A 25,558-nucleotide genomic window follows, 5' to 3' on the forward strand; every position below is an offset into this window, starting at 1 on the left:
CCTCCTAAAAGGGGGCTCAAACACTATTCTTCCAACCCCGGTTGCATTTGTCTTTCCGCTTCCGCTTTCTCTATTTTGCCCTGATACCTGACATATCTGCGAATAATCTCTTCGTTCGCGCCTGCCGGGCCCACGAAATATTCTCTTTGCCAGAAGTGGTTTCCCAAAATTTTTTCTTTCTCAGACAGGGAAATTTTGCGAACAGCCTTATCGCTGTTCGTCCTAAGAGTGACAGCAAAAAGGACGGCCGAAGCCGTCCTTTTTATGATGCGATGCGGTCAGTCAAACGCGTTCAGGCGTCAAACGGGTCGCGCAGCACGATGGTTTCGTCACGATCCGGACCGGTGGAGATAATATCGACCGGTACGCCAGTGACTTCCTCAACGCGTTTAATGTAGTTCAGCGCGGCCTGCGGCAATTTAGCGTGTTGATTCACGCCGAAAGTGCTTTCAGTCCAGCCCGGCAGCGTTTCATATACCGGTTCAATACCTTCCCAGCCTTCAGCAGCCAGCGGCGTAATATCGACTTCGCGACCGTCCGGCAGACGGTAAGCAACGCAGATTTTCACTTCCGGCAGACCATCCAGCACGTCCAGTTTGGTCATGCAGAAACCCGACAGGGAATTCAGTTGCACCGCACGGCGCACGGCGACGGCATCCAGCCAGCCAGTACGGCGGCGGCGGCCGGTGGTGGCGCCAAACTCGTTGCCTTTCTGGCTCAGATACTCGCCGGTATCATCGAACAGTTCGGTCGGGAACGGACCGGCGCCCACGCGGGTGGAGTAGGCCTTCACGATACCCAGCACATAATCGACATAGCGCGGGCCCAGACCGGAACCGGTCGCTACCCCGCCTGCAGTGGTGTTTGAAGAGGTAACATACGGATAGGTGCCGTGATCGATATCCAGCAGAGTCCCCTGCGCCCCTTCAAACATCACGCGGTCGCCGCGTACGCGCGCTTTTTCCAGCAGATCGGCCACGTCGACCACCATCGCCGTCAGAATGTCGGCAACGGCCAGCACATCATCCAGTACTTTCTGGTAGTCAACCGCATCCACCTTGTAATAGTGAACCAGCTGAAAATTATGGTATTCGATGATTTCTTTCAGTTTTTCAGCGAAAGTCTGTTTATCGAACAGATCGCCGACGCGCAGACCGCGGCGCGCCACTTTATCTTCATAGGCTGGACCGATGCCGCGCCCCGTGGTGCCGATCGCTTTCGCGCCGCGCGCTTTTTCACGAGCGTTGTCCAGCGCAACGTGGTACGGCAGAATCAGCGGACAGGCTTCAGACAGCAGCAGACGCTCACGCACCGGCACGCCGCGCGCTTCAAGCTCGCCCATCTCCTTCATCAGCGCGTCAGGCGCCAGCACCACACCGTTGCCGATGATGCTGATGACGTTTTTACGCAGAATACCCGAGGGAATTAAATGAAGAACGGTTTTCTCACCGTTGATAACCAGAGTATGACCGGCGTTGTGACCACCCTGGTAGCGCACAACGTATTTGGCCTGTTCAGTCAGCAGGTCAACGACCTTGCCCTTACCTTCGTCACCCCATTGGGTGCCCAGTACGACGACGTTCTTACCCATCTCAAGAATCACCAGGTTGCTTAAAAAAGGATTCTAACATCTCATTTATCTGCTTTCAGTAGTTTTTAGCACACGTTTGCGCACATTTTTCACTACTATTTTAGATCCCCGTACGGCTACGCAACATATAGTAGATCACACATCCGGCAACCACTAAACCCCCGCCAAAACGACGCAAAATAACGTCCGGCAAACTGGTCAACGCCAGGAGCATTCTGCGCCACGCGCCGGGAAACAATAACGGGCCAAGCCCTTCCAGCACTAACACCAGTCCTAATGCCAGCCAGATGGTCGCATTCATACTTTCAATACTCCAGACAGAAGAAAGCCCGTGGTTAAACGGGCTTGAGGTTGCCGACAAAGAAAGACAGCGTATTGTCAGCTACCTGAACCCCGGACACAAACGGGATTCAGGTCATGGATCGCTAACCGAATCAGCGGCGAATAGTGGATTCCGGCGACTTCATATAGCGGAAGAAATCGCTGTCCGGGCTCAGCACCACCACATCCTGATTACTGTTGAAACTGCTTTCGTAAGCGCGCAGGCTGCGGATAAAGGCATAGAAGTCAGGATCCTGACTGAACGCGTTGGCGAACAGCTTCGCCGCCTCGGCATCCCCGTCGCCGCGGATAATGCGCGCCTGACGCTCGGCTTCCGCCAGCGTACGGGTCACGCCAAAGTCAGCGGCGGCTTTCAGTTTTTCCGCCTGTTCCTGGCCCTGCGAACGGTGACGACGGGCAACCGCTTCACGCTCCGCGCGCATACGTTGATAGATAGCGTCGGACACTTCAGTCGGCAGGTTGATCTGTTTGATCCGCACATCGATCACTTCGATCCCCAGCGCCGCCATACTGTTCGGGTTAACGCTCGGCAGTTCGCCGCTGGTTTCGCGTTCTACCCGCGCCGCCGCGGAGGCAATCGCATTATCCGCCTCGCTGGTTTCGCCGCTGCCGGTATTCAGCGCCTCACGCACGTCCGACATCAGTTGGCCGCGCGAATCGGTAACGATGCCTTTCACGTCCAGCCGTCCGATTTCAGAACGCAGTCGGTCGCTAAACTTACGTTTCAGCAAAACTTCGGCCTGGGAGACGTCGCCGCCGCCGGTCGCCAGATAGTAACGGCTGAAATCGCTAATGCGCCATTTAATGTAGGAATCGACAATCAGGTCTTTCTGCTCTTTGGTGATAAAGCGGTCGGCCTGGTTTTCCATGGTTTGAATACGCGCATCAAGCATTTTCACCGATTCGATGAACGGGACTTTTACATGCAGACCCGGCACATAGACCAGAGGCTTGTTTTCATCGTCGCGCAACACTTTGCCGAAGCGCATAACGATGCCGCGTTGACCTTCCTGCACCACAAACAGCGAGGCATACACCACCAGCAGGACAAGGATCAGGATAAATAGTAAAGGCTTACGCATCGATTATTCTCTCCCTGTGCGAGTGATATCATCACGCTGCGCATTCGCCCGGCGCTGATCCAGAATACTGGAGCTGGTATTGCGTGACGGGGTCGATGTCGCCCCCTGACTGTCAGACGGCATACGCAACGGCGCCGCGCCGCTATTGTTCTGCTGAGCGCTATTGTTGCCGGAGGCGGAACCGCGCAGAAGCTGATCGAGCGGCATAACCATCAGGCTATTGCTTTTATCGTTAATCAGCACCTTACGAGTCTGACCCAATACGCGCTCCATACTTTCAATATACAGACGCTCGCGGGTAATTTCCGGCGCAGCCTTATATTCCGGCAGTAGTTTAGCGAAGCGCGCCACTTCACCCTGCGCTTCCAGCACGGTGCGCGACTGATAAGCGCGCGCTTCTTCCAGCGTACGCTGCGCGCGGCCGTTGGCCAGCGGCTGAACTTCGTTGGCATAAGCCTCGGCTTCACGAATGTATTGCTGCTCGTTCTCACGCGCGGCAATCGCATCGTCGAACGCGGCCTTCACCTCTTCCGGCGGACGCGCGGTCTGGAAGTTGACGTCCAGCAGGGTAATCCCCATGTCATAAGGACGCACCGTTTCTTCCAGCACGCGCTGCGTGTCGGTACGCACGATGGTACGGCCTTCGGTCAGGATTTTATCCATGGTGTATTTGCCGATAACGCCGCGCAGCGCGCTGTCGGTGGCCTGACGCAGACTGTCATCCGCATTGGTTACGCTAAACAGATAGCGTTCCGGTTCGGTGACGCGATACTGCACGTTCATCTCTACGCGCACCACGTTTTCATCGGAAGTCAGCATCACGCCCGACGTCGCCAGCTCACGCACCGTTTCCACGTTAACGGCGCGTACGTCATCAATAAACGTGGGCTTCCAGTTCAGCCCCGGCTCAACCAGATGGCTGTACTGGCCGAAACGCGTCACAACGCCGCGCTCCGCTTCTTTAATGGTATAAAACCCGCTGGCGGCCCAGATCACCACGACCGCCACCGCGGCGATGCCCAGGATACGGCCGCCGGCGCGCGGCCCGCCGGTCGAACCGCCCGACCCGCCTTTGCCGCCCAGTTCGCCGAGTTTTTTGCTCAGTTTACGGAAGATATCATCCAGATCCGGTGGACCCTGATCGCGCCCACCTTTATTGTTGTTACCGCCAGAGTTGCCGCCATTGTTATTGCTGCTCCCCCACGGGTCGCGGTCCTGTCCGTTATTACCGGGCTGATTCCACGCCATGTTTTAGCTCCATTCTTTATGATTGGTGTTCTTCAGGTTCAATATCCCAGAGTCCATCAGATTATGCCGCTGTTCAGACAATATAATCCGCCAGTTCCTGTTCTTGTTTACAGAGGCGACGCCAGTCGGCTATCGGCATGCGAACTTTCAGGCCAACGTGCCCATCCTCTTCGATCCATTCTTTTTCTATTGCCTGAAGCTGGTAAAAACGGCTGCGAAGACGTCCGGCCTGCGGAGGAAGGCTCAAGGAATATTGCGCAATCTCCCCAGACAGGCGTTCAGTCAACGCCTGAAATAGCAACGGAATACCTTGCCCGGTTTGGGCTGAAAGCCAGACCCTGACCGGCAGATTTTCCTCATTGCGATCGATACGCGGAACAAAATCCTCCAGCATATCAATTTTGTTCATCACTAACAGCGCAGGGATTTCATCCGCTTCGATCTCTGCCAGTACCGTGTCGACCGCATCAATATTTTCATCCATCCTGGGATCGGCGGCATCCACAATATGCAGCAACAGAGAGGCCTGACGCGTTTCCTGTAACGTTGCCTTAAAGGCCGCGACCAGGTCATGCGGCAACTGCCGGATAAAGCCTACGGTATCCGCCAGCACTGTTTCACCGACATCCGCCACGTCGATACGACGCAGCGTGGGATCCAGCGTGGCAAATAGCTGATCGGCGGCATACACGTTCGCCGATGTCATGCTGTTGAACAGGGTGGATTTCCCGGCGTTGGTATAGCCTACCAGCGAAACGGTGGGAACATCGGCCCGGGTGCGAGAACGCCGCCCCTGCTCACGCTGTCTCTCAACCCGCTCAAGGCGGGACAGAATCATGCTGATTCGGTTGCGTAACAAACGACGGTCGGTTTCCAGCTGGGTTTCACCCGGGCCGCGTAAACCAATCCCGCCTTTTTGCCGCTCAAGGTGGGTCCAGCCGCGCACCAGACGCGTGGACAGGTGACGCAACTGCGCCAGTTCCACCTGTAATTTACCTTCATGGGTACGCGCGCGCTGGGCGAATATATCCAGAATCAGCCCGGTACGGTCGATCACCCGGCATTCGCACAACCGCTCCAGATTTCTTTCCTGCGCGGGCGACAGGGCGTGATCGAACAGCACCACAAAGGCATCGTTAGCTTTTACCGCCTGAGCGATTTCCTCAGCTTTGCCTTCACCGACAAAATATTTCGGATGCGGGGCTTTACGGCTACCGGTAACCACCTGTAGCGTTTCAATGCCGGCGGATGAGACAAGAGACTCAAACTCCTGCAAATCTTCCGTATCTTTGTCTTGCGAAAAGTAAATATGAACCAATATGGCCCGTTCACCGGTTTCGTAGCGGTCAAACAAACGAGCAACCTCTCAAGCCATGAACGCAATCAAAAGCGGGGAACGCACCACTCCCCGCCATAGTCAGAGAATATGCCTTATTCAGCGTCATCACCTTCTTGCGCCGGCGGCTGTTGACCCGCCGGATTATTGCCGTGATAGTTATTGCCTGCGCCCGGATTATTACTGTGATGAGAGACCGGACGAGACGGAACCACCGTAGAGATGGCATGCTTATACACCATCTGACTGACCGTATTTTTTAGTAAAATGACAAACTGATCGAAAGACTCGATCTGACCCTGTAGTTTTATACCGTTAACCAAATAAATCGAAACCGGAACACGTTCACGACGCAGCGCGTTCAAGAACGGATCTTGCAAAGATTGCCCCTTAGCCATTCTATATTTTCCTTATTTGCTTGTTGTCTTTAACAAAGAACCCTGCGGCCCTAAAATAACGATGTAAAAAATTTGTGCGCTGAGACGCGTCAATTGTACACAATCACCCAACCTATGCACTAACAACCTGTATCACCTTATCCATGGCGTCCTGCGGCCTATCGCTGTCCAGCCAGCAGACGGCTTCCCAGCCGCGTAACCAGGTCATCTGGCGTTTGGCCAACTGACGCGTTGCACAAACTCCCCGATAAACCATCTCATCGTAGTCGATCTCCCCGGACAAATATGACCACATCTGGCGATAACCGACACAACGAACGGAAGGCAAATCCCTGTGCAAATCACTTCGGGCAAAAAGCGCCCGGGCTTCTGTTTCAAACCCCGCCGACAACATCTGATGAAAACGCAACTCAATACGCTGATGCAGTAGCTCACGCGTCACCGGCGCTATCGCAAACTGATAAACCTGATAAGGCAAAGCCTCGCCGGAAGTTTTTGTCAGTTCAGTTAAAGTTTTACCTGAAACGAAAAAAACTTCCAGTGCCCGCGACAGTCTCTGTGGATCATTTGGATGAATCCGATTGGCGGCAACCGGATCTATCTCACATAACTGACGATGCAGCGCCTCCCAGCCCCGCTCCCGCGCCTGCGTTTCAATGCGCCGACGCACCTCCGCATCGGCCGGCGGCAGCGGCGATAATCCCTCCAGCAGCGCCTTGAAGTACAGCATCGTTCCCCCTACCAGCAGCGGGATACGTCCGGCAGCGGTAATATCGGCCATTTCGGCCAGCGCGTCCCGGCGAAAATCCGCCGCGGAATACGCTTCGGCCGGGTCGATAATATCGATCAGCCGATGCGGCGCATGACGCAGTTCATCCGCGCCGGGTTTGGCGGTGCCGATGTCCATCCCCCGATAGATGAGGGCGGAATCAACGCTAATCAACTCAACCGGCAAATGCTGGCGCAAATTCATCGCCAGCGCGGTTTTGCCGGATGCGGTGGGTCCCATAATAAAAATCGCTTTGGGGCGTGGCGAGTTGTCAAAATCAGTCATGCTGCAGGGCCTTAATGACGGCCTCAATATCCATCGTTTGTAACAGTTCACCCGGCGGAGCGACGACAAGGCCGGGGCAAAGGCGCTCCACATCGGTCAGTAATTGTATGGCCTGTGAATGATTCCAGAGGTCGTGTTCGCTGCTCAGCTGCAGCGCCAGCCAGGCCGCCAGCGCATCAGGGGCAATCTCCTGATAATCAGTCAGATAGCCTAACAGGTCTGAAATCAAGTTTTGTAAATTTTGTTGGCGCAATGGTAAAGGTACCGCGCGCAGCGCGATGCGCTGCGCCTCGGCGCGAATATCAATGCCAAAACGAGCGAGCAGCGCCTGATGACGCTGCAACACCGCGCGCGCCGGCTGATCCAGCACCAGCCGCTGCGGGATCAGCAGCGGTTGCGGTTTCAACCCCTCTTCAGGCGGCGTCAACTGCGCCTGGCGCAGGTAGCGTTCGGCCACCGGCAATGACAACAGCGCCAGCCCGCGCCGGTATTCCACCAGCGCGTAACAGGGTGGATATACGGTCAATACCCGGCCAAAGCCCGGCGCATCGTTATCGATCGGCGACGCTTCGGGCGCGCGGGCGGGCGACCGCGGACGGGAGACGGGCTCCTCCACGACGGATCGCGGCGCGGACGCCCCCGGCTGCAACAGGCGTTGATACAGCTCGCCCTGCTTTTTCTGGTAGGTCGCCGCACCGGCATAGCCCGCCGGCGCGCGCTCGCGCGCTTTACCGCCGGACGACGACGGCGATTGCCCGGCTGCCGGCGACGTAGCGTCGGCGAAGTGGTTTTCGCCGGCCGCCACGCGATTTTCCTGCTGCCAGCCGCCCGCCAGCGGCTGGCTGGTCAGCGGATCGCTCAGGGGTAAATCCGGCGCGCTCGTCTGCTGCAGCACCGTCATCACCGCCTGGTAAATAAAGTCATGCACCAGACGCGCCTGATGGAAACGCACCTCATGCTTCGCCGGATGTACATTCACATCCACCTGATGCGGATCGACGCTAAGGTACAGCACATAGGCCGGCTGCCGCTCATCGGTAAAATGCTCCTGCCAGGCCTGTCGGATGGCGTGATTAATCAACCGATCGCGCATCATGCGCTGATTGACGTAGCAGTACTGCATCTCGGCCAGCTGACGCGTATCCTCAGGCGCCGCCACCCAGCCTTCGATGCGCAGATCGTCGTGCTGCCAGGAGACCGCCAGCGCGTGCTGCAAAAAAGCCGCGCCGCAAATGCTGGCCAGCCGCCGCTCATGCTGCGACGGATCGCTGACCGCCCGGTATTGCCGCACCATTTTGCCGTTATGCTGCAGAGTCAGGGTGACATCGAAGCGCGCCAGCGCGATGCGCCGCACCACTTCGTCGATGTGCGCGAACTCGGTTTTCTCGGTGCGCATAAACTTACGCCGGGCCGGCGTGTTGTAGAACAGGTCGAGCACTTCCAGCGTGGTGCCGGTCGGATGGGCGGCCGGTTTTACCGTTACCGCCATCTCGCGGCCTTCGGCGTAAGCCTGCCAGGCTTCGGACTGCGCCTCTGTGCGCGAGGTCAGCGTCAACCGCGACACCGAGCTAATACTGGCCAGCGCCTCGCCGCGAAAACCCATGCTGACGATCGCTTCCAGATCGTCCAGCGTGGCGATCTTGCTGGTGGCGTGACGCGCCAGCGCCAGCGCCAGTTCGTCTTTACCAATACCGCAGCCGTTATCGCGAATGCGGATCAGCTTCGCGCCGCCACGCTCTATCTCAATATCAATTCGGGTCGCCCCGGCGTCCAGGCTGTTTTCCACCAGCTCTTTCACCACCGACGCCGGACGCTCCACCACTTCACCGGCGGCAATCTGGTTTGCCAACTGCGGCGGCAAAACCTGAATCGACATGCGGGCTCCTCTTTAGGTTAGGCCGACGGAATAACCAGCGTCTGGCCCAACTGCACCGTGCCCGACGTCATATTATTCGCCTGCTGAATCTCTCTCATACTAACGCCGTAGCGTTCGGCGATGGCACTCAGACTATCACCGCGCACCACTTTATGCTTCACCGCCGCCGGTTTTTTTGCCGGACGCGGCGCGGCGGAACCGGCCGTGCGCGTCGCGCTGCCGGCAGGGATCCTTAAACGCTGTCCGACCCACACCACATCTTTTTTCAGCTTATTCAGATCGCGGATGGCGTCCATACTCACGCCGTAACGGACGGCAATCGCCGATAGCGTTTCCCCGCGCGCCACCGTATGGCGCGTCGTGCCGCCGCGGCTGACGGGCGCGGCGGCGGCGGCAGGCGCGTTAGCGCGGTTTGGCGCCGCCGCCGGCTGAACCGACGGCGACGACTTTGGGGCGGATTGTATCGGATGCGCAAGGAAATAGCTGCGGATCCCCCGGTAAATCGCCTGCGCCAGCTTGTCCTGATAGGCGGAAGAACCCAACAGGCGCTCTTCGGACACGTTGCTGATAAAGCCCGTTTCCACCAGCAGAGAGGGGATATCCGGCGAGCGCAGCACGCCGAGGCTGGCGTGTTCGGGCCGCCGTTTATGCAGCGAACCGACGCGCTGCAGCTCCGGCAATACCTTGCTGGCGATGTCGTAGCCCACGCGCTGCGAATGGCCGAACTGCAAATCCAGCACCGCCTGGCTCAGGTAGGGATCGGCGGCATTGTTGGCCAACAGATCCCCCGCGCCGCCCAGCAGTTCCGATTGTTTCTCATGCTGTTCCAGCCAGTTCGCCATTTCGCTGTTGGCGCGCCGATTGGAAAGTACCCAGACCGAGGCGCCGGTCGCGCTGCGATTGGGCGCCGCATCGGCGTGAATCGACACCAGAATATTGGCGTTTTGTTTACGCGCGACATCCGAACGCCCCATGACCGAAACAAAATAGTCGCCGCTGCGCGTCATCACCGGTTTAAACATCGGATCGTCATTCAGCAACGCCTGGAGTTTACGCGCGATGGCGATAGTAACGCTCTTCTCCTGCAGGCCATTGAGGCCGATCGCCCCGGGATCCTGGCCGCCGTGCCCGGCGTCTATCGCTACCACCACGCGTTCGTTCTCCGACGTCTGGCGCGCCTGTACCGCCGGACGGGCGGAGGCGTTACTGTTGATCACCAGCGTCGGCTCATTTTTAAAGGGATTATGCCCGCCGCCCTTCGCCGCGGTCGTCGGACGGGATTCCTGTACGGAAACGGTCGGTTTACGGCTGGCGACGCTGACGTTCTGCGCCGCCACGGTAAACACCACCCGGTAGCCGTCGCCATTGCGCTGCGTAGCAGCGCGCGTCTTCGCCGCCTGGGTTAAATCCAGCACCAGCCGAATGCTTTGCGCGTCCTTCGGCTGACTGGTGCGAATGCTTTTAATCAGATTCTGACCGCTGAACGCCAGCGGCAGCCCCTGAATCACGCCGCTCTGTCGGATGTCGATCACCACGCGCTCAGGGTTATCGAGCGGGAAGAAGGCATAAACCGGCTGGCCGTTAAAACTCAGAGTGACCGTCGCCTGCGTCGCCGCATTATCGACTTTAATATCGGCGAGGTTGGCCGCCAGCAGCGGGCCGGCGCACAGCCACAGCAGCGCGCAGCAACAGACTTTTCTGAACCAGCTCATCATGGCGCGCCGTTCTCCGCCCGGTTGATCAGGTGCTGAACCAGCGCGTCTCCGCAGGCGGACAGCGCGATAATTTCCGCCTGACGCGACTGCCCCTGATAATGCAGATGCAACTCGAGGTCGGCGTCGGGCAGTACGCCGGCGCCCTGCTGCGGCCATTCGATCAGGCAAATCGCGTCCTGCTCGACATAGTCGCGGATCCCCATGAACTCCAGCTCTTCCGGGTCGGCCAGCCGATAAAGATCAAAGTGATAGACGGGACGCGGAGATAATTCATAAGGTTCAACCAGCGTATAGGTCGGGCTTTTCACGTTGCCCTGGTGGCCGAGCGCCTGCAGGAATCCGCGGCTGAAGGTGGTTTTTCCCGCGCCGAGATCGCCAAGCAAATGAATGACGCAGGCGCGATCGCATGCCCGCGCCAGCGCGGCGCCCAACGCGAGAGTCGCGGCTTCATCCAGCAGAGGTAAAACACATTTTTTCATTCTGTTTTATCTGACTCTATCCATTCCGGATTAACAAACTGAGACAACGCGGGCAACAGATCGGTCGCCAGCATACCACGCATTCCATGCCGCCGGGCCAGTTCATCAGCCGTGGCGCCATGTACCACACAACCGGCGCAGGCCGCTTCATATAGCGGCAGTTTTTGCCCAAGCAGCGCGCCGATAATCCCGGATAACACATCGCCCATGCCGCCGGTCGCCATACCGGCATTTCCCACGTCCGCGATGGACATCCGGCCGCTTTCGTCGGCAATCACGGTGCCGGCGCCTTTCAGCAGCGCCACGCCGCCATAGCGTTTTACCAGATTCTGCGCCGCAAGTAAGCGATTACTCTCAATCTCGGCCACGCGACAGTTCAGCAAACGCGCCGCTTCGCCGGGATGCGGTGTAATAACACGATTTTGACGTTTCCCGGCGGTTATTGCCAGCAGGTTAAGCGCATCGGCATCCCATAGCATGGGTTTGTTACAATTTTCCGCCAGCCGCAGCGCATTTTTGCCCCAGTCCGACTGCCCCATTCCCGGCCCGATAACCAATACGTCGGCCCATTCCAGCCCTTCGCGCATTGACGCCGTCGTCAGTTCCCGCACCATCAGCTCGGGACGGGCCGCCAACAGCGGCGCGATATTCTGCTGATGAGTGAGCACTCGCACCAGACCCGCGCCGCTGCGCAGAGCCGCCTCGCCGGCCATGCGAATAGCGCCGGCCGTGCCCTCATCGCCGCCGACCACCAGCAGACGACCGTTGTCGCCTTTATGCGCGGTGGCCCGGCGAGGTAGTAACCACTCACTCAACAAACCGGCCGACAGGCGGCGAATGGGAGCGGACTGACCGGCCAGCCAGTCCGTCAGCCCGAGATCATCATGATGCACCCTGCCGCTCCAGGCTTTCGCCTGGCCGGTGAACAAACCCGGCTTTAAGGTGATGAAGGTTATCGTCTGTTCCGCCTGTATCACTTCGCCCGCCGCCGCCCCCGTCTCCGCATCCAGACCGGAAGGCGTATCCAGCGCCAGCACCGGCGCCGGATACCGATTCGCCCGCACAATCAGTCCGGCCCAGGGCTCGCGCGGCGCGGCGCTGAGTCCCGAGCCAAGCAAGCCGTCAATGATAAGGTCGGCATCGGCCGGCCAGGGATCGCGCGCATCGTTTTCTTCACCGCCGTCGGCCAGCCAGTCGCGGCGCGCCTGAGTCGCTTCCGGCGGCAGCGCGTCCGTCGCCGGACAGGCCAACAGCGTCACCCTGATCCCCGCCGCCCGCGCGAGACGCGCGACGACGTAACCGTCGCCGCCGTTGTTGCCTTTCCCCACCAGCACCAGCCAGCGGCGCGCCAGCGGATAAGCGCGCAAGGCCAGTCTGAAGGCAGACTCGCCCGCGCGCTGCATCAACGTATAGAGCGAAATACCGGCCGCGCGCGCCGCGCCGGCCTCCTGCTCGCGCAGCCAGCGGGCATAAAAGATCGAATGAGGTAATTCAGAGACCTGCTGTTTCCCGTGCTTAATCGCCATAGCCGCTCCTTAATGCTCTAAATAATTCGGGTTGCAGGACAAACGTTATCGTTTTGAACAACGCAACGCGTTGCCCCTTTATGGGCGAGTCGCATAAATGCGCTTCGTAACGCTGCAAGCGAAGGATAAATTCGTCGGCAACGAATTTGACCAGTCAACGGCTGGCCTGGGTGAAGGACAGGATGTCTCTCATTCATCCCGGTGAGCCGACACAACTAAGTGATTCGGGCGACAAATCCGTCGGGAGCGAATTTGAACGCCGCTGGCGGCGGCCCCCGCAGAGGGGCCCAGGAACGGGCCGAATCTATTGAGCGCAGCCAACGCACCTGCTGCCTGAAGTATGACGAGTATAATCTTATCAGTAAGCTATACCTGATCGATTTTATACCTAATCGATTTCAAGATCCGGCGATGTCCGGCGCGACGTGCAATAGCGGGCGTAAGGTCGCGGCAGCGGCCAACCTGTCCTGTGGATAAAAATAAAAAATCCTTGTCAATCAACTGTCACAAAAAGTGCAAGTGATCGCCATAACGTTTTATAAGTAAAAATTATGTTTAAATTACAAAGAGATAAATCGTGCCGCAACAGTGGGGTTTAGAATAATATTCGACGAGGCCGATCGGCGCCCTGTGGATAAGTCTGTTCAAAAAGTTATGACATTGTGCATGAAACAGGGAGAGATTCAAGGCTGGGCCGGTGGATAACTCAGCGGCAAGCAAAAGCATCGTCAAACGAAGAACTGCAGTAAAAAATACGCATCTTGTTGATTTTAAAAGAATTGCAGAGTCATCAACGGCAGAGCGGACGCAATTATGGACTGGTTTCAGGCCCACGTCAACGCGGAAAATGAAATTTCCGCGCCGCGCCGCCGCTAAACGCGCGCGGCGGGCAACAGAAAAATCTGCCGCCGACGCGGCGCGCCGGCTATACTTTCACCGACGTCATAACCGCCCGACGCATTTTTCTGTCCGGCGGTACGCTTCATTCAGCACGGGAAAACAGTATGTGGTATCAACAGATCATTTCTCTTCGCGCCAGACCGCGCGGCTTTCATTTGATCACCGACGACATCGTCGACCAACTGTCGACGCTGCGCCAGGTTAAAACCGGCCTGCTTCATCTGCTGCTGCAACACACCTCCGCCTCGCTGACCCTCAACGAAAATTGCGATCCCTCGGTACGACACGATATGGAACAGCACTTTCTGCGTCACGCGCCGGAAAACGCGCCGTACCAGCACGATGACGAAGGACCGGACGATATGCCGGCGCATATCAAATCCTCGCTGCTGGGCGCCTCGCTGACGCTGCCGGTAAAACACGGTCGCCTGATGCTGGGAACCTGGCAAGGGATCTGGCTGGGCGAGCATCGCCGGCACGGCGGCGCGCGCCACATTGTCGTTACCCTGCAGGGAGAAACGGAATAACGTCAGCCGGCATCCCCGCTTTACTTTCCAGACCGTGCGGTCCGTTCGCTCAAAACCAGCCCAGTAACCAGCCGACGCCGGCCAGTACGACGATGCCATACCCGGCCGCCATCAGCCCCGCCAGCCAGCGCAGGCGTTCTCGCCGGGCCAGCGAGATCAGCACGAAAATCAGGCTGGCCAGCAGGCTGAATGCGACGATCGCCATACATAGCAAGAACAGGAGGAACGGTCCGATCCCGGACAGGTCGCTCTCGCCCAGCGGCGAGAACGGCAATATCGCCGCGCCAGTCGCACTAACCAGCAAGCTGCTCAGCGCCAGGATCAAATACCGCGGCGGGCGTTTTCCCGACTCGTCGTGCGCACGTGTATTCAGCATGAGGAATCTCCTGACGGCAAACGGTAATAAAGATATATTTCACTTTATGAAACTATTATGGCTGACTTATTGTTAACCGCCAGACCGCAAAACCGGAGATAACCATCATTGTCACCCTGTTGATTACCGTCGTCGGGTTGCTGGCGCCTACGATCATCGTGATACATCTGCCGCAACCTTTGCTGTGGTCGCTGCTGCTTTGGGCTTTTCTGGCCGTGCTAAACATCGCGGCGTGGCGTTGGTTCCACACGCGCCGGCTGGAGTCGCTCAGCGCGCCGTGGATTATCGGCGTATTGCCGGCCACGGTCTGCGCCATGTTCATGACGCTGTCCGGCTGGGTTCTTCCCTTGCTGGCCAGCATCGCCACGCTATACGTTATTCTGGCGTTCAATTCATACCTCGCCCAGAAAAGCGGACTGCTCGTCGTTGAACCTTCCCGTCGCGCAGAGCCATTGCGCATGGCGCATGCCTCATTAACCAGTCCCACCGTTCAGGCGCATCCGTTGCGCGAGGAAGATATCCGTATACTGATCCAGCGCGAAAGGATCGCCGGCAAGGTATACGATTATGAATGTCTGCTGCCGGGAAACGTGGTTATTAACTGGTCCGGTTCGCCAATCCGCTTCTCGCCGGACGGCCGTTATGGCATCGCTGCGCGCGCCGGGCGCGGTTTATTTATCTGTGACCGCCAGCAGCGTCTGCAGTATGAATTTGTCAGTTTCTTTTTACCGGACGCGAGCGAGATCATCCTGCAGCCAGACGATGACGGGCGACTGACCCTGCAGCAATTTTTTGCTGAACTCATTACCAGCCAGTTCGCTCCCCGCGTGGTGGCGCGCCAATTTATACCCTATAAGCGCAAAAATTATATCGTCGCACGCGATGAGGACGTAACGGAGGTCGCCCAACAGGCTGACAGCTTCGTCGGCAAACCGATCGATGCGCTGTTAGATCGGCTGGGACGCCACAGCAAATACGGCTACTTTGAGCGCGGTAATGGTGCGTACGAATGGCATACCGCGACTAAAATATTCTGTGCCTGGACCTTATCGGGCAAAATTAGCGAACTGACGATTTCCGATATCCCGGCGCCGCGAACGGACAAGGCGCCACCCAGGGCATAACCCTTCGCAGCCACAGGCGAACCGATTCGACGTTATTTGATGACATGAGGCCCGCTGTTGATGAAAACCACCGGCAGAAATGACTGGAACGAGTACCTGATCTGGCTGGGAAGCGGCCTGGTCGCGCTGCATTTTGTGTTCAGCTTCGCCGTGCCCTTGCTGATACCCGCCCTATTCCTTTACAGCGAACAGCTCTGGTGGCCGGGCATTGTCGGACTCATTGTCCTGCTGGCCGGATTGATCGCCCGGTATCTGAAGCAGTCACCCCAGCCCACGGACGAATCGGCGTCGCTGCCCGGCGCGGCCGTTCGCGCCGCTAAACCGAAACAAAATACCTACCTCATCGTCGCAATCATTCTGCTGCTATGCGGCCTGCTGTTCGGCTCCGCGCTGCCGGGCATCGCCGGCGTCGCGCTGCTGGTCGGTCACAACCCGGCCGGGCTAAAAACCAGTCTGCATACCACCTGGGGCAAAGTACTGGCCTCTCTGGTATCGTCGCTGGCTATCGGCGCGCTGCTGGCCGCCCTGTTTCTGCCGATGGCGAGCCTGAAGCAAGGCGACGGATTCACGAGCTGGAAAGATTTTACCGACGGCGCCGCGCTGTCGCTGTTGTATTTCGGCCCGCTGTTCGCCATCGGCGCGCTGGTCATCCTGTTTCCACTGCTGCTGTTTATTCTGCTGGGGCGCAAATGAACGTCGCAGAACGCCGGCGCGGAGAGCCGGCGTACCGGGCGGAAGATCCGCCCTTTTTCCCGACGGGGATTGACAGCGCGCTGCGCCCTCAGTCCAGTCAAACGGAGCGCAAACCGGCGGAAACCTCGCGACGGTTGCCTGACTACATAGTAATAAGGAGAAACGATGCCTGAATTATCCAGTTTGATGATGTTCGGCCTTGTGGCGCTGGGGATGGTGCTCACGCCCGGCCCGAATATGGTTTATCTGCTTTCCCGTTCAATCTGTCAGGGCCGCAAGGCAGGGCTGATTTCGTTAGGCGGCGTGGCGCTGGGATTTGTGTTTTACATGTTTTGCGCGGCGTTCGGCATTACCGCCCTGGTGATGGCCGTTCCCTATGCTTATGACGCCCTGCGGCTGTGCGGCGCCGCGTATCTGCTGTATCTGGCCTGGCGGGCGCTGAAGCCCGGCGGTCGCTCGCCATTTCAGGTGCGCGCGCTGCCGCCGGACAGCGCGCGTAAGCTGTTCACGATGGGCTTAATCACCAATCTGCTGAATCCTAAAATCGCCATCATGTATTTGTCGTTGCTGCCGCAGTTCATCGCGCCGGGCCACGGCAGCGTACTGGCGCAGTCGCTGATGCTCGGCTTTACCCAGATCATCATCAGCGTAAGCGTTAACGCGCTGATTGCCGTCATGGCCGGCGGCATCGCGGCCTTTCTCGCCGGCCGACCCGTCTGGATCGCCGTACAGCGCTGGCTGATGGGCGCCGTACTGGCTGGGCTGGCCGTGCGGATGATCGCCGACGCCAGACGTTAAACGCGCGATACGCCGCCTGCGGTATGCGGCGACGCATTGCCGAAGGCATTACCGCCGTCGCTCAGCGGCAATAATCCGGCGTCATCGTGCAGAGTTTGATATCGCCTGAGGGGCCGGAGTTTGTCGAACGCCGCTATCTGGAAGATGGCGGACTGGCCTCCGGGCGGGCGGCTTGTCTGAAAGAGGCCGGCAGGTTTTCTGTCGTTTGGCCAGGCAGCGAAAAGGCGAGCATTTACTGATTATCTGCCGGAAAAACCGGTCCCGGGTTAATAGCGGCTTATGCGCGCTGGCGGCCATTCCGGCAACGCCGGGTCAGCCGCGACAACAGACTCCCGCTTTAATGTTAAGGGCTCGCTATAAATTAGAATCGGTCATACCGGAGAATATTTCGTGCGCGATAACAGCGCCATTTCTCTGCTGATTCGTAGCACACGCCCGACGCAGGGCGCTCAAGCGCCGCCGACCCGCGGCCCTGGCTTGCGGCTGAAATCACGCCGCCGCCGCGACTCTTCGGCAGCCCTCCCCCTTTTCCGACCCGCCGGTGACGGAATACTCGTCTCATCACTGAGACTCGCCCTTACGGGCCGGCGCAGCGCTGTTCAAAAATGCCGCCGGCGTTTTGGCCGGCGCGCCACTGGCGTGAGCCGCATCCATGCCGCTCATTCGCGGGGAGCGACCACCTTTGCGTAATCGGTTATGCCGGTGGTGTGAACGGCAAACCCCGTCCGAACCTTTACATTTGTGACGAAGAAACAGGTCTGAGCGGAGATGACGCCATGGCAATGTCTGACGCCATGCGTCAAAGCCGCTCGCCGTTGGAGGCGATGACCTGCTTATACCAGCCGAAGCTCTTTTTCTTCGAACGCGCCAGCGTGCCGTTGCCGTCATTGTCTTTATCGACGTAGATAAAGCCGTAACGTTTTTTCATCTCCCCCGTTCCGGCGCTGACGATGTCGATCGGCCCCCACCAGGTGTAGCCCATAATGTCGCAGCCATCGGCAATCGCCTCCGCCACCTCCTGAAGATGCCGCCGGCCGTAGCTGATGCGATCATCATCCTCAATGGCGCCGTCCGCCGCCGGGGTATCCACTCCGCCGTAGCCGTTTTCCACGATAAACAGCGGCTTCTGATAACGATCCGCCAGTTCATTGCACACCAGCCGTAGCCCTTTGGCGTCAATCGGCCAGCCCCAGGCCGTTTTCTCCAGATAGGGATTTTCCAGCCCGGTGATGCCGCCGGTATCCGACAGCACCAGTTCGCCCGCTTTGTGCGTGGCGCTGCGGTAATAGCTGAACCCCAGATAGTCGGACGGCCAGGCCGCCAGCAGCTCAAGGTCGCCCGGCTCCATCGTCAGTTGAATATCATAGTCGCGCCACATCCGCTGGCTGTAGGCCGGGTACACGCCGCGCATCATCACGTCGGCGTAAAACAGCGATCGGCGGCGCAGCTGATAGGTTTCAAACACATCGTCCGGGTGACAGCGATAGGGATAAACAGTGCTGAGCGACAGCATGCCGCCAATCATCGCGTCGGGAATGATCTCATGACACAACTTATTGGCGATGGCGTTAGCCACAAACATATGGTGGTTGGCCTGATAAACCGCCTGTAGCAACCGTTCCTGCGGCGGCCGTATCGCGCCGGTGGCGAACGACATCCGGTTCATATTGTTCTGTTCGTTAAACGTCATCCAGTACTTCACTTTGTGCCGATAGCGGCGGAATACCGTTTCGCAGTAGCGGCTGAAAAAGTCCACCAGCCGGCGGTTTTCCCAGCCGCCGTAGCGCGTCGCCAGCGCCAGCGGCGTTTCATAGTGCGACAGCGTGATCACCGGCTGAATGCCGTATTTCAGCAGTTCGTCAAACAGGTCGTCGTAGAACTGGAGTCCCGCTTCATTCGGCGTGGCTTCATCCCCTTGCGGGAAGATGCGCGACCAGGCGATCGAGGTGCGGAAACATTTGAACCCCATTTCGGCGAACAGTGCGACATCCTCTTTGTAACGGTGATAAAAATCGATCGCCTGATGGCTGGCGTAGTACAGGTTCGGATCGATCGCGTCATCCGCCTGTCCGGCGATAACGCCGCCGCGCACCACATCGGCGATCGACGGTCCCTTGCCGTCTTCGTTCCATGCGCCCTCGGCCTGATTGGCCGCAATCGCCCCACCCCAAAGAAAATCATGCGGAAAACTTGCCATTATTGATACCTCATCGTCATCACATGCAGAATTAAGGCGGCGGACAGGCGCGCCCGGCCCGCCGCGCACCTTGTTTTTTCAATCCGCCAGCTGTTCGCCGTTAGAGGCGATCGCTCGCTGATACCAGTGGAAACTTTTCTTGCGCGAGCGGCGCTGCGTGCCGTTGCCGTCGTCATCCTGATCGACATAAATAAAGCCGTAGCGCTTGGAGATCTGCGCCGTTCCCGCGCTGATCACATCGATCGGCCCCCACCAGGTGTAGCCAAACAGCCTGACGCCGTCCCCCAGCGCCTCTTTCATCTGCTCAATGTGCTGGCGCAGGTAGTCAATGCGGTAATCATCGTCGATAGTGCCGTCAGGATTGACGGTATCGACGGCGCCCAGCCCGTTCTCCGCAATAAACAACGGTTTTTGATAACGATCGTAGAGTTGATTCAGCGCCAGCCGCAGCCCTTTGGGATCGATCTGCCAGCCCCACTGACTGCTGGGCAGATAAGGGTTGCGGATGCCGCCGGTAATCAGGTTGCCGGTCACGCCCTCCAGTTCCTCCGGGTGCGCGCTGACGGTGCTGGACATGTAGTAGCTGAATGACACGAAATCGACCGGATACTGACGCAGGATCTCGTCATCGCCCTGCGCTTTTTGCAGCACCACGCCCTTTTCCGCCAGCATGCGGTCGGTATAGGCCGGATAGTAACCGCGCGCCTGCACATCGCTGAAAAACAGCGATACCCGCTGCTGCTCTTCGCAGGCTTGCAGATCGTCCGGATGACAGGTATGGGGATAGAGCATCTGATAGCTGATCATGCAGCCCACCTGCGATCCGGGAATGATCTGATGACAGGCTTTGGTCGCCAGCGCGCTGGCGACAAACTGGTGGTGCGCGCCCTGATACTTGTCCTGCTCCAGATGAGGATGATCCTCTTCGATTACGCCCACGCTGACGTAAGGATGATGTTTCACGCAGTTGATCTCGTTAAACGTCATCCAGTATTTCACCTTACGCCGGTAGCGTTCGAACACCGTGACGGCGAAGCGCACGTAGAAGTCCACCAGCTTACGGTTCGGCCAGCCGCCGTATTCCGTCACCAGACACAGCGGCATTTCATAGTGGGAAAGCGAAACCACCGGCTGAATGTTATGCGCCAGCAGGGTCTCCAGCACATCGTCATAAAACGCCAGCCCTTGTTCATTCGGCTCGGTTTCATCGCCGCGCGGAAAAATGCGCGTCCAGGCAATCGACATGCGAAAACACTTAAATCCCATTTCGGCAAACAGTGCGATGTCCTCCTTGTAACGGTGATAAAAATCGATGCCCTTACGTTTGGGATAATACTTGCTGCTGTTGGGATCCTGTGCGTCCGCCACCTGGCGGCGGGTCATAAACAGCCATTGGTCAAGCCAGCGTTCTTTCGGCGTTCTACTGTCGAAGGTATACACGTCGGAAACGGAAAGTCCTTTGCCGCCGATATTCCAGCCGCCTTCCAGCTGGTTGGCCGCCGTCGCCCCGCCCCAGAGAAAATCATCAGGAAATTGCTTTGAAAACGTCATGTCGTCTCCCTTATGCCGCTGCGGCGGTCAGTTTCAGAAATGCTTCGCGTGAATGGACGTCGCCCTCGATCAGTGAACTGACCTCGCCGTAACATTCGGTGTTGGTCACCACCACGATCACGCTGGGATCGATATTTTCCGCCAGCAGCGCCGGCAGATCGAAACTCACCAGCGGATCGCCCACCTCAACCATCTGCCCCGGCTGAATATGGCGAGTGAAATGCCGCCCGCCGAGTTTGACGGTATCAATACCGATATGAATCAATATTTCCGCGCCGGTATCGCTCTTCAGCGCCAGCGCGTGGCCGGTTTCAAACACCGACTCCACCCGCCCGTTGACCGGCGATACCAGTTCGCCGTTGGTGGGATAAACGGCGATGCCCTTGCCGAACATCTCGTCGGCGAAAATGGGGTCGCTTACCTGGTCGAGGGACACCATGCGTCCGTCGATCGGCGCGAAGAGCTGCTCCTCATGCCGGCTAAGCTGCAGCGGTTTTACCCTGCCGACGGTTTGCCCGGCCAGCACCGGACTACCGGCCGGCAACGCCGGGGCGTCGACCTTGACCGACGGCGACGGTTGCTCGACCGGATCCTCAAAGCCCAGCAGGCAGGTAGCGACCGCCGCCGTGGTGAACGAAATCGCCAGACTGGCCAACGCGTACAGAAAGGTGGGGCCGACCAACGCCGGCAAACCGGGTAGCCCGCTCAGCGCAAAGGCATAGGTTTTCACCCCGAAGAACATGGCGAACGAACCGCCGCAGGCGCCGCCGATTAACGCGGCGGCAAAAGGTCGTTTAAAGCGGATATTGATGCCGTACATCGCCGGCTCGGTGATCCCCATCGCCGCCGTAAGGCTGGTGGAGAGCGCCAGCGATTTCACTTTTTTGTTACGCGAGCGCAGGAACACGCCGAACGCCGCGCCGGCCTGCCCCAGGTTGGCGACATAGAAGATAATTTTGAGCGGATCGAATCCCATCTTGCTGATGTTGTTGATCACTATCGGGATCAGCACATAGTGCATACCGGTGATGATAATCAGGGAAAGCGTGCCGCCCAGAATCAGCCCGGCGAGCAACCCCATGTTTTCCACCAGCCAGACCACCCCTGACGAAAGGTAATTACCGGCAAAAATTCCCAGTGGTCCAATCGCTATCAGCATGATCGGCGCAACAATCAGCAGGGTAAACAGCGGGACGAACATCGTCTTGAGCATACCCGGCATAATGCGGTCGACGGCACGCTCGACATACGACATCAGCCACACCGCCAGCAGAATCGGGATCACCGACGACGCATAAGACACCGGCGACACCGGCAGCCCGATAAATGAAATCGGCTCGTCCTGCTGGAACAGCTTCAGCAGCGTGGGGTGAAACAGCGTGGCGGCCAGCGCCACCGCGACATAAGGGTTACAGCCCAGTTTATTGGCCGCGCTGAACGCCAGCACCAGCGGAATGAAAAAGAACACGCCGTCGCTGATGGCGGAGAGGAGCAGATAGGTTTGATTAGTCGGCGCTACCCACTGTAAGGCGATAAACAGCGACAGCCCCCCTTTTAGAATCCCGGCGCCGGCAATCGCCGGAATAATCGGCGAGAAGATGCTGGATAACGACTCCAGCATGGTGGAAACCAGATTACGTTTTCCCCCCTGCTGAGGATTATCCGTTTTCTGGGACAATGCGGGATAATGCTGGATAAGGGCGCGATAAACATCCGCAACCTCATTGCCAATAATCACCTGAAACTGATCGCCGGCCACATTAATACCAATCACGCCATCAAGCCGTTGCAGCGCGGTTTTATCGGCCATGGACATATCCCGTAAGTGAAAGCGCAAACGGGTAATGCAATGGAACACGTGCTGAATATTTTTTTCTCCGCCAACTAATTCAGCAATTTTTTTCGCCGTCTCCGGATAATTCATGGTTATTCCTCTTTCCAGAAAGAAATCGTAAGATTCCCTCAACAACCGCACGATATTTATTTACCGTGACGCTTTGTTTCCTCTGGGGTTTGCCTGATTTAACAGTAACAAGCCTATTTGGAATGATGTAAACTATGGATCATATTATCGATATGTATGGTCAGATAGAGTTTCTCCGAGTTGCTCATGTTGTGCTGGTAGTTTTTACTAATAAAAGCATTGATGTACTCAACGCAGCCGAATGTTTTTTGATAACGCTGCTGCACCATATTAAACAAATCGCCGTCGTCATTTTCCAGCGTGGCGCCATCGATCACCCGCTGGGCGAAAAATTTAACATGAGTAATAAAGCGATGATAATTCGAACCGGACTCGTCGAGCGTGACGCGGAAATAATATTTAACGATATTCTGCACCTGATAAATCAACTGGGTAATCTGCTTCATATTGCCGACGTTGTCATTCAATTCCGCGTTCACAATATGCAGCGCAATACTACAGGCTTCGGACTCCGGCAAAACCACCTGCAGTAACTCGAACACCCGTTCCAGCGCCCGTTCGGCAACGGCGTACTCCTCTTTATAAAAGTGACGCACCTCCCATTGCAGCGGGTTCTCGACCCTGATGCCGTTCTGCTGGCAGTGCAGCGCAAAGTTCAGGTGATCGGCTAAGCTAACATAAATGCCTTCGCTGAGCTTCTGCTGCAGCTGTGCTTTCGCCAACTCCACAATATCGTCGGTAAGCTGCAAAACCTCCAGCGACACCTGGTCCACCAAATCTTTAAAACGGGCGGAAATAGCGTTATCCTGCAAACGAAAGGTTTTCTCAATACGTGATTCATCCACCTGCTGGCCGATTTTTGAATTAAAACCCAACCCGCAACCGGTTAAGATCAGCTCCTGACCCTGAGCGTCCAAAACGCTGACGACATTATTATTCAGGATCTGCTTTATCTTCATCACCCTTGTCCCCTGTAAATAAAAACGGGCAAAACTAAAATACAGAACCAGACGGTATGTAATACACACAGGTAATACATACGGTAAGTATCTGCACTTAAGTTTTGCCCGCCGAACGGTAACAAGCCTTATGCATGAGATGAAACTAGCACCGGCCATATAAACGGTCAATTGGATGACCAGAAGGCCGGCAGCTTTCTTTGCTATTTGTGACGCAAGTAAGGTTTTACTATTCGTCCGTTAACAATTGACGCAGCATACGCTCCGGGTTGTTAAGAAACGCGCGCGTAATCTGGTAATGTTCCGTTTGCTCATAGGCGACCTGATGTATCCCATCCCCATCGAACTGATAGATATCCGCATCAGGATAAGCCATCAAAATCGGCGAATGGGTGGCTATGATAAACTGCGAGTCATCGCGAATCAGGTCGTGAATTCTGGCCAGCGCGGCCATCTGCTTCGTGGGAGAGAGCGCCGCTTCCGGTTCATCAAGCAGATAGAGGCCTTTGCCGCCGAAACGATTAATCAGCAGAGAAATAAAGGATTCGCCGTGCGATTGCTCATGCAGAGAATGGCCGCCGTAGGAATTGATCACCGGAGGGCCGAAAGAGGGTTCCGCATCAAGATGCTCAATCTCCGTCGCCACATTGAAAAAACTCTCCGCGCGTAAAAAGAAGCCGTCTTTCGCCCGCCGGATACCTTTGCCGACGCGCAGATAACGCGAAAGATTCGAATGCGATATGCGCGTACCAAAATTAAAGTTTCTTGTACCGCCTTCAGGATTAAAACCCATCGAAACGGCAATAGCCTCTAACAGCGTCGATTTTCCGGAGCCGTTCTCGCCGATAAAAAACGTCATTTTCGGGTGAGGAACCAACACATCCAGCGAGCGAATGGCCGGAATAGAAAACGGATAACGCTCAAACGATTCTACATTCTCGCGGAACAGAGAAATTCGGCTGATGTATTGGTTAGAAAGCATCGCGCATTCCTGGTGCTGAAATTCTGAAAAAGATTCTACCCTTTTTTTCTTACAACGCCATGATGTCTGGAGCGACCTGAGTTCGACGCATAATTCCCCGCTCAAGCCACAGCCTCGCCGATAGCGTGTGGGCGTGGGCGTGGGCGTGGGCGTGGGCGTGAGCGTGGGCGTGGGCGTGGGCGTGGGCGTGGGCGTGGGCGTGGGCGTGGGCGTGGGCGTGGGCGTGGGCGTGGGCGTGGGCGTGGGCGTGGGCGTGGGCGTGGGCGTGGGCGTGGGCGTGGGCGTGGGCAGGATTATATTCCCATGTTCCGGAAAGGCACGGACTTCCGCCGGCCACAAAGCGGCTGAAATAAACAGAGGTGTACCGCGCACTGGGAAGCGACTCAGCAAACAATCCGCACCCACAACGCACCCGATTTTCGTGTACTAATTTGTGTACTACTTCGGCATGGTTGACGGTGGTTTTCAGTGGATTTCGCTGGAGGCTCAACAGAGCGATTACCCTGTTGAATCAGAGAGCTACAGACGTTGGTGGCTGTCTATAGAACAAGAATTGGAGCGGGAAACGAGACAAGCGCTGAGTTGCTAAGTCTGAGTTTATTAACGTTAATTTGATACTGTCAGTATCAGTCGAGCCTTGAAATTAGCCTTGTTTTGGGGGCTGGTCAAGTGAGAACATAGAATAAAAAGAAGGCACCTTTCAATCCCAGACGCTATGGCTCTTTAGTAATTTCAAGGTAGTCTTAAAGCTAGGTTTAACAGCAAATATGGCGTTAAAAAGTGTTACCTAAGGTCTGAAAGACGGCAAAAATCATGTTCTTATCAAAATATAATCAGTATCAAGCATACACGACGGATGCTACCAAAAGCTGACAACCGT

23 protein-coding genes are annotated in these 25,558 nt (G+C 57.1%); 5 read left to right on the forward strand and 18 right to left on the reverse strand.

Annotated elements, in window-relative coordinates; translation table 11 throughout:
* Positions 1 to 23: 23 nt before the first annotated feature.
* The 12 genes from FJU30_RS17450 to nnr form a co-directional block, all read right to left on the reverse strand.
* Entirely contained in the window at positions 24 to 269 is a 246-nt protein-coding gene (locus FJU30_RS17450) for a transposase (protein ID WP_150436290.1), read from the reverse strand.
* A gap of 23 nt (positions 270 to 292) precedes the next feature.
* Entirely contained in the window at positions 293 to 1,591 is a 1,299-nt protein-coding gene (locus FJU30_RS17455; RefSeq protein ID WP_150436256.1) for an adenylosuccinate synthase, read from the reverse strand.
* A gap of 100 nt (positions 1,592 to 1,691) precedes the next feature.
* On the reverse strand, positions 1,692 to 1,892 hold the full coding sequence (locus FJU30_RS17460) for a DUF2065 domain-containing protein (RefSeq protein WP_150436257.1): 201 nt from the start codon (positions 1,890 to 1,892) through the stop codon (positions 1,692 to 1,694).
* A 133-nt stretch (positions 1,893 to 2,025) separates the two neighbouring features.
* Entirely contained in the window at positions 2,026 to 3,015 is a 990-nt protein-coding gene (gene hflC / locus FJU30_RS17465) for a protease modulator HflC (RefSeq protein ID WP_150436258.1), read from the reverse strand.
* A 3-nt stretch (positions 3,016 to 3,018) separates the two neighbouring features.
* Entirely contained in the window at positions 3,019 to 4,263 is a 1,245-nt protein-coding gene (hflK, locus tag FJU30_RS17470; protein ID WP_150436259.1) for an FtsH protease activity modulator HflK, read from the reverse strand.
* Between the two features lie 73 nt (positions 4,264 to 4,336).
* On the reverse strand, positions 4,337 to 5,617 hold the full coding sequence (hflX, locus tag FJU30_RS17475) for a ribosome rescue GTPase HflX (protein WP_150436260.1): 1,281 nt from the start codon (positions 5,615 to 5,617) through the stop codon (positions 4,337 to 4,339).
* A gap of 77 nt (positions 5,618 to 5,694) precedes the next feature.
* Entirely contained in the window at positions 5,695 to 5,997 is a 303-nt protein-coding gene (hfq, locus tag FJU30_RS17480) for an RNA chaperone Hfq (RefSeq protein WP_150436261.1), read from the reverse strand.
* Positions 5,998 to 6,109: 112 nt separating this feature from the next.
* On the reverse strand, positions 6,110 to 7,051 hold the full coding sequence (miaA, locus tag FJU30_RS17485; RefSeq protein WP_150436262.1) for a tRNA (adenosine(37)-N6)-dimethylallyltransferase MiaA: 942 nt from the start codon (positions 7,049 to 7,051) through the stop codon (positions 6,110 to 6,112).
* Positions 7,044 to 8,927 carry a DNA mismatch repair endonuclease MutL gene (gene mutL, locus FJU30_RS17490; RefSeq protein ID WP_150436263.1) on the reverse strand — a complete coding sequence of 628 codons (1,884 nt, stop codon included), beginning with the start codon at positions 8,925 to 8,927 and terminating at the stop codon, positions 7,044 to 7,046. Before mutL ends, miaA begins: the two co-directional genes overlap by 8 nt.
* Positions 8,928 to 8,944: 17 nt before the next feature.
* The gene (amiB, locus tag FJU30_RS17495) at positions 8,945 to 10,642 is read right to left on the reverse strand and encodes an N-acetylmuramoyl-L-alanine amidase AmiB (protein WP_150436264.1); all 1,698 of its coding nucleotides are present in this window, start codon (positions 10,640 to 10,642) and stop codon (positions 8,945 to 8,947) included.
* Positions 10,639 to 11,121: a tRNA (adenosine(37)-N6)-threonylcarbamoyltransferase complex ATPase subunit type 1 TsaE gene (gene tsaE / locus FJU30_RS17500; protein ID WP_150436265.1), complete on the reverse strand. Its 483-nt coding sequence runs from the start codon at positions 11,119 to 11,121 to the stop codon at positions 10,639 to 10,641. Before tsaE ends, amiB begins: the two co-directional genes overlap by 4 nt.
* Positions 11,118 to 12,647 carry a bifunctional ADP-dependent NAD(P)H-hydrate dehydratase/NAD(P)H-hydrate epimerase gene (gene nnr / locus FJU30_RS17505; RefSeq protein WP_150436266.1) on the reverse strand — a complete coding sequence of 510 codons (1,530 nt, stop codon included), beginning with the start codon at positions 12,645 to 12,647 and terminating at the stop codon, positions 11,118 to 11,120. Before nnr ends, tsaE begins: the two co-directional genes overlap by 4 nt.
* Positions 12,648 to 13,651: 1,004 nt before the next feature.
* Here nnr and FJU30_RS17515 point away from each other — a divergent pair.
* Positions 13,652 to 14,074: a secondary thiamine-phosphate synthase enzyme YjbQ gene (locus FJU30_RS17515; protein ID WP_150436268.1), complete on the forward strand. Its 423-nt coding sequence runs from the start codon at positions 13,652 to 13,654 to the stop codon at positions 14,072 to 14,074.
* Between the two features lie 49 nt (positions 14,075 to 14,123).
* On the opposite strand, the gene FJU30_RS17520 is transcribed toward FJU30_RS17515, so the two are convergent.
* Positions 14,124 to 14,450: a hypothetical protein gene (locus tag FJU30_RS17520; RefSeq protein ID WP_150436269.1), complete on the reverse strand. Its 327-nt coding sequence runs from the start codon at positions 14,448 to 14,450 to the stop codon at positions 14,124 to 14,126.
* Between the two features lie 119 nt (positions 14,451 to 14,569).
* Between FJU30_RS17520 and FJU30_RS17525 the strand changes: the two genes are divergently transcribed.
* The 3 genes from FJU30_RS17525 (at position 14,570) to FJU30_RS17535 (ending at position 17,065) form a co-directional block, all read left to right on the forward strand.
* Positions 14,570 to 15,574: a hypothetical protein gene (locus tag FJU30_RS17525; RefSeq protein ID WP_150436270.1), complete on the forward strand. Its 1,005-nt coding sequence runs from the start codon at positions 14,570 to 14,572 to the stop codon at positions 15,572 to 15,574.
* A 57-nt stretch (positions 15,575 to 15,631) separates the two neighbouring features.
* Positions 15,632 to 16,267, forward strand: a complete 636-nt coding sequence (locus FJU30_RS17530; RefSeq protein ID WP_150436271.1) for a hypothetical protein — start codon at positions 15,632 to 15,634, stop codon at positions 16,265 to 16,267.
* 165 nt (positions 16,268 to 16,432) lie between these two features.
* Positions 16,433 to 17,065: a LysE family translocator gene (locus FJU30_RS17535; protein WP_150436272.1), complete on the forward strand. Its 633-nt coding sequence runs from the start codon at positions 16,433 to 16,435 to the stop codon at positions 17,063 to 17,065.
* Between the two features lie 799 nt (positions 17,066 to 17,864).
* On the opposite strand, the gene FJU30_RS17540 is transcribed toward FJU30_RS17535, so the two are convergent.
* From FJU30_RS17540 to FJU30_RS17560, 5 genes are all read right to left on the reverse strand, one after another.
* Positions 17,865 to 19,262: a glycoside hydrolase family 1 protein gene (locus FJU30_RS17540; RefSeq protein WP_150436273.1), complete on the reverse strand. Its 1,398-nt coding sequence runs from the start codon at positions 19,260 to 19,262 to the stop codon at positions 17,865 to 17,867.
* 78 nt (positions 19,263 to 19,340) lie between these two features.
* Complete coding sequence (locus FJU30_RS17545; RefSeq protein ID WP_150436274.1) at positions 19,341 to 20,813, reverse strand: glycoside hydrolase family 1 protein; 1,473 nt, start codon at positions 20,811 to 20,813, stop codon at positions 19,341 to 19,343.
* A 10-nt stretch (positions 20,814 to 20,823) separates the two neighbouring features.
* Positions 20,824 to 22,737 carry a beta-glucoside-specific PTS transporter subunit IIABC gene (locus tag FJU30_RS17550; RefSeq protein ID WP_150436275.1) on the reverse strand — a complete coding sequence of 638 codons (1,914 nt, stop codon included), beginning with the start codon at positions 22,735 to 22,737 and terminating at the stop codon, positions 20,824 to 20,826.
* Positions 22,738 to 22,850: 113 nt separating this feature from the next.
* The gene (gene licT / locus FJU30_RS17555) at positions 22,851 to 23,696 is read right to left on the reverse strand and encodes a BglG family transcription antiterminator LicT (RefSeq protein WP_150436291.1); all 846 of its coding nucleotides are present in this window, start codon (positions 23,694 to 23,696) and stop codon (positions 22,851 to 22,853) included.
* 229 nt (positions 23,697 to 23,925) lie between these two features.
* Positions 23,926 to 24,678, reverse strand: coding sequence for an AAA family ATPase (locus FJU30_RS17560; RefSeq protein WP_150436276.1), 753 nt, complete (start codon positions 24,676 to 24,678; stop codon positions 23,926 to 23,928).
* 127 nt (positions 24,679 to 24,805) lie between these two features.
* On the opposite strand from FJU30_RS17560, the gene FJU30_RS17565 reads away from it, so the two are divergent.
* Positions 24,806 to 25,108, forward strand: a complete 303-nt coding sequence (locus tag FJU30_RS17565; RefSeq protein WP_150436277.1) for a hypothetical protein — start codon at positions 24,806 to 24,808, stop codon at positions 25,106 to 25,108.
* Positions 25,109 to 25,558: the final 450 nt, after the last annotated feature.

The sequence above is a fragment of the Affinibrenneria salicis genome (assembly GCF_008710095.1).

Excerpts from the sequence above, each read along its gene's own strand:
- FJU30_RS17460 (WP_150436257.1), bottom strand. The coding sequence starts at position 1,892 with ATGAATGCGACCATCTGGCTGGCATTAGGACTGGTGTTAGTGCTGGAA.
- FJU30_RS17520 (WP_150436269.1), bottom strand. The coding sequence starts at position 14,450 with ATGCTGAATACACGTGCGCACGACGAGTCGGGAAAACGCCCGCCGCGG.
- FJU30_RS17535 (WP_150436272.1), top strand. The coding sequence starts at position 16,433 with ATGCCTGAATTATCCAGTTTGATGATGTTCGGCCTTGTGGCGCTGGGG.
- FJU30_RS17560 (WP_150436276.1), bottom strand. The coding sequence starts at position 24,678 with ATGCTTTCTAACCAATACATCAGCCGAATTTCTCTGTTCCGCGAGAAT.
- hfq (WP_150436261.1), bottom strand. The coding sequence starts at position 5,997 with ATGGCTAAGGGGCAATCTTTGCAAGATCCGTTCTTGAACGCGCTGCGT.
- FJU30_RS17455 (WP_150436256.1), bottom strand. The coding sequence starts at position 1,591 with ATGGGTAAGAACGTCGTCGTACTGGGCACCCAATGGGGTGACGAAGGT.
- FJU30_RS17515 (WP_150436268.1), top strand. The coding sequence starts at position 13,652 with ATGTGGTATCAACAGATCATTTCTCTTCGCGCCAGACCGCGCGGCTTT.
- hflC (WP_150436258.1), bottom strand. The coding sequence starts at position 3,015 with ATGCGTAAGCCTTTACTATTTATCCTGATCCTTGTCCTGCTGGTGGTG.
- amiB (WP_150436264.1), bottom strand. The coding sequence starts at position 10,642 with ATGATGAGCTGGTTCAGAAAAGTCTGTTGCTGCGCGCTGCTGTGGCTG.
- miaA (WP_150436262.1), bottom strand. The coding sequence starts at position 7,051 with ATGACTGATTTTGACAACTCGCCACGCCCCAAAGCGATTTTTATTATG.
- licT (WP_150436291.1), bottom strand. The coding sequence starts at position 23,696 with ATGAAGATAAAGCAGATCCTGAATAATAATGTCGTCAGCGTTTTGGAC.
- FJU30_RS17540 (WP_150436273.1), bottom strand. The coding sequence starts at position 19,262 with ATGGCAAGTTTTCCGCATGATTTTCTTTGGGGTGGGGCGATTGCGGCC.
- hflK (WP_150436259.1), bottom strand. The coding sequence starts at position 4,263 with ATGGCGTGGAATCAGCCCGGTAATAACGGACAGGACCGCGACCCGTGG.
- FJU30_RS17545 (WP_150436274.1), bottom strand. The coding sequence starts at position 20,813 with ATGACGTTTTCAAAGCAATTTCCTGATGATTTTCTCTGGGGCGGGGCG.
- nnr (WP_150436266.1), bottom strand. The coding sequence starts at position 12,647 with ATGGCGATTAAGCACGGGAAACAGCAGGTCTCTGAATTACCTCATTCG.
- mutL (WP_150436263.1), bottom strand. The coding sequence starts at position 8,927 with ATGTCGATTCAGGTTTTGCCGCCGCAGTTGGCAAACCAGATTGCCGCC.
- tsaE (WP_150436265.1), bottom strand. The coding sequence starts at position 11,121 with ATGAAAAAATGTGTTTTACCTCTGCTGGATGAAGCCGCGACTCTCGCG.
- FJU30_RS17550 (WP_150436275.1), bottom strand. The coding sequence starts at position 22,737 with ATGAATTATCCGGAGACGGCGAAAAAAATTGCTGAATTAGTTGGCGGA.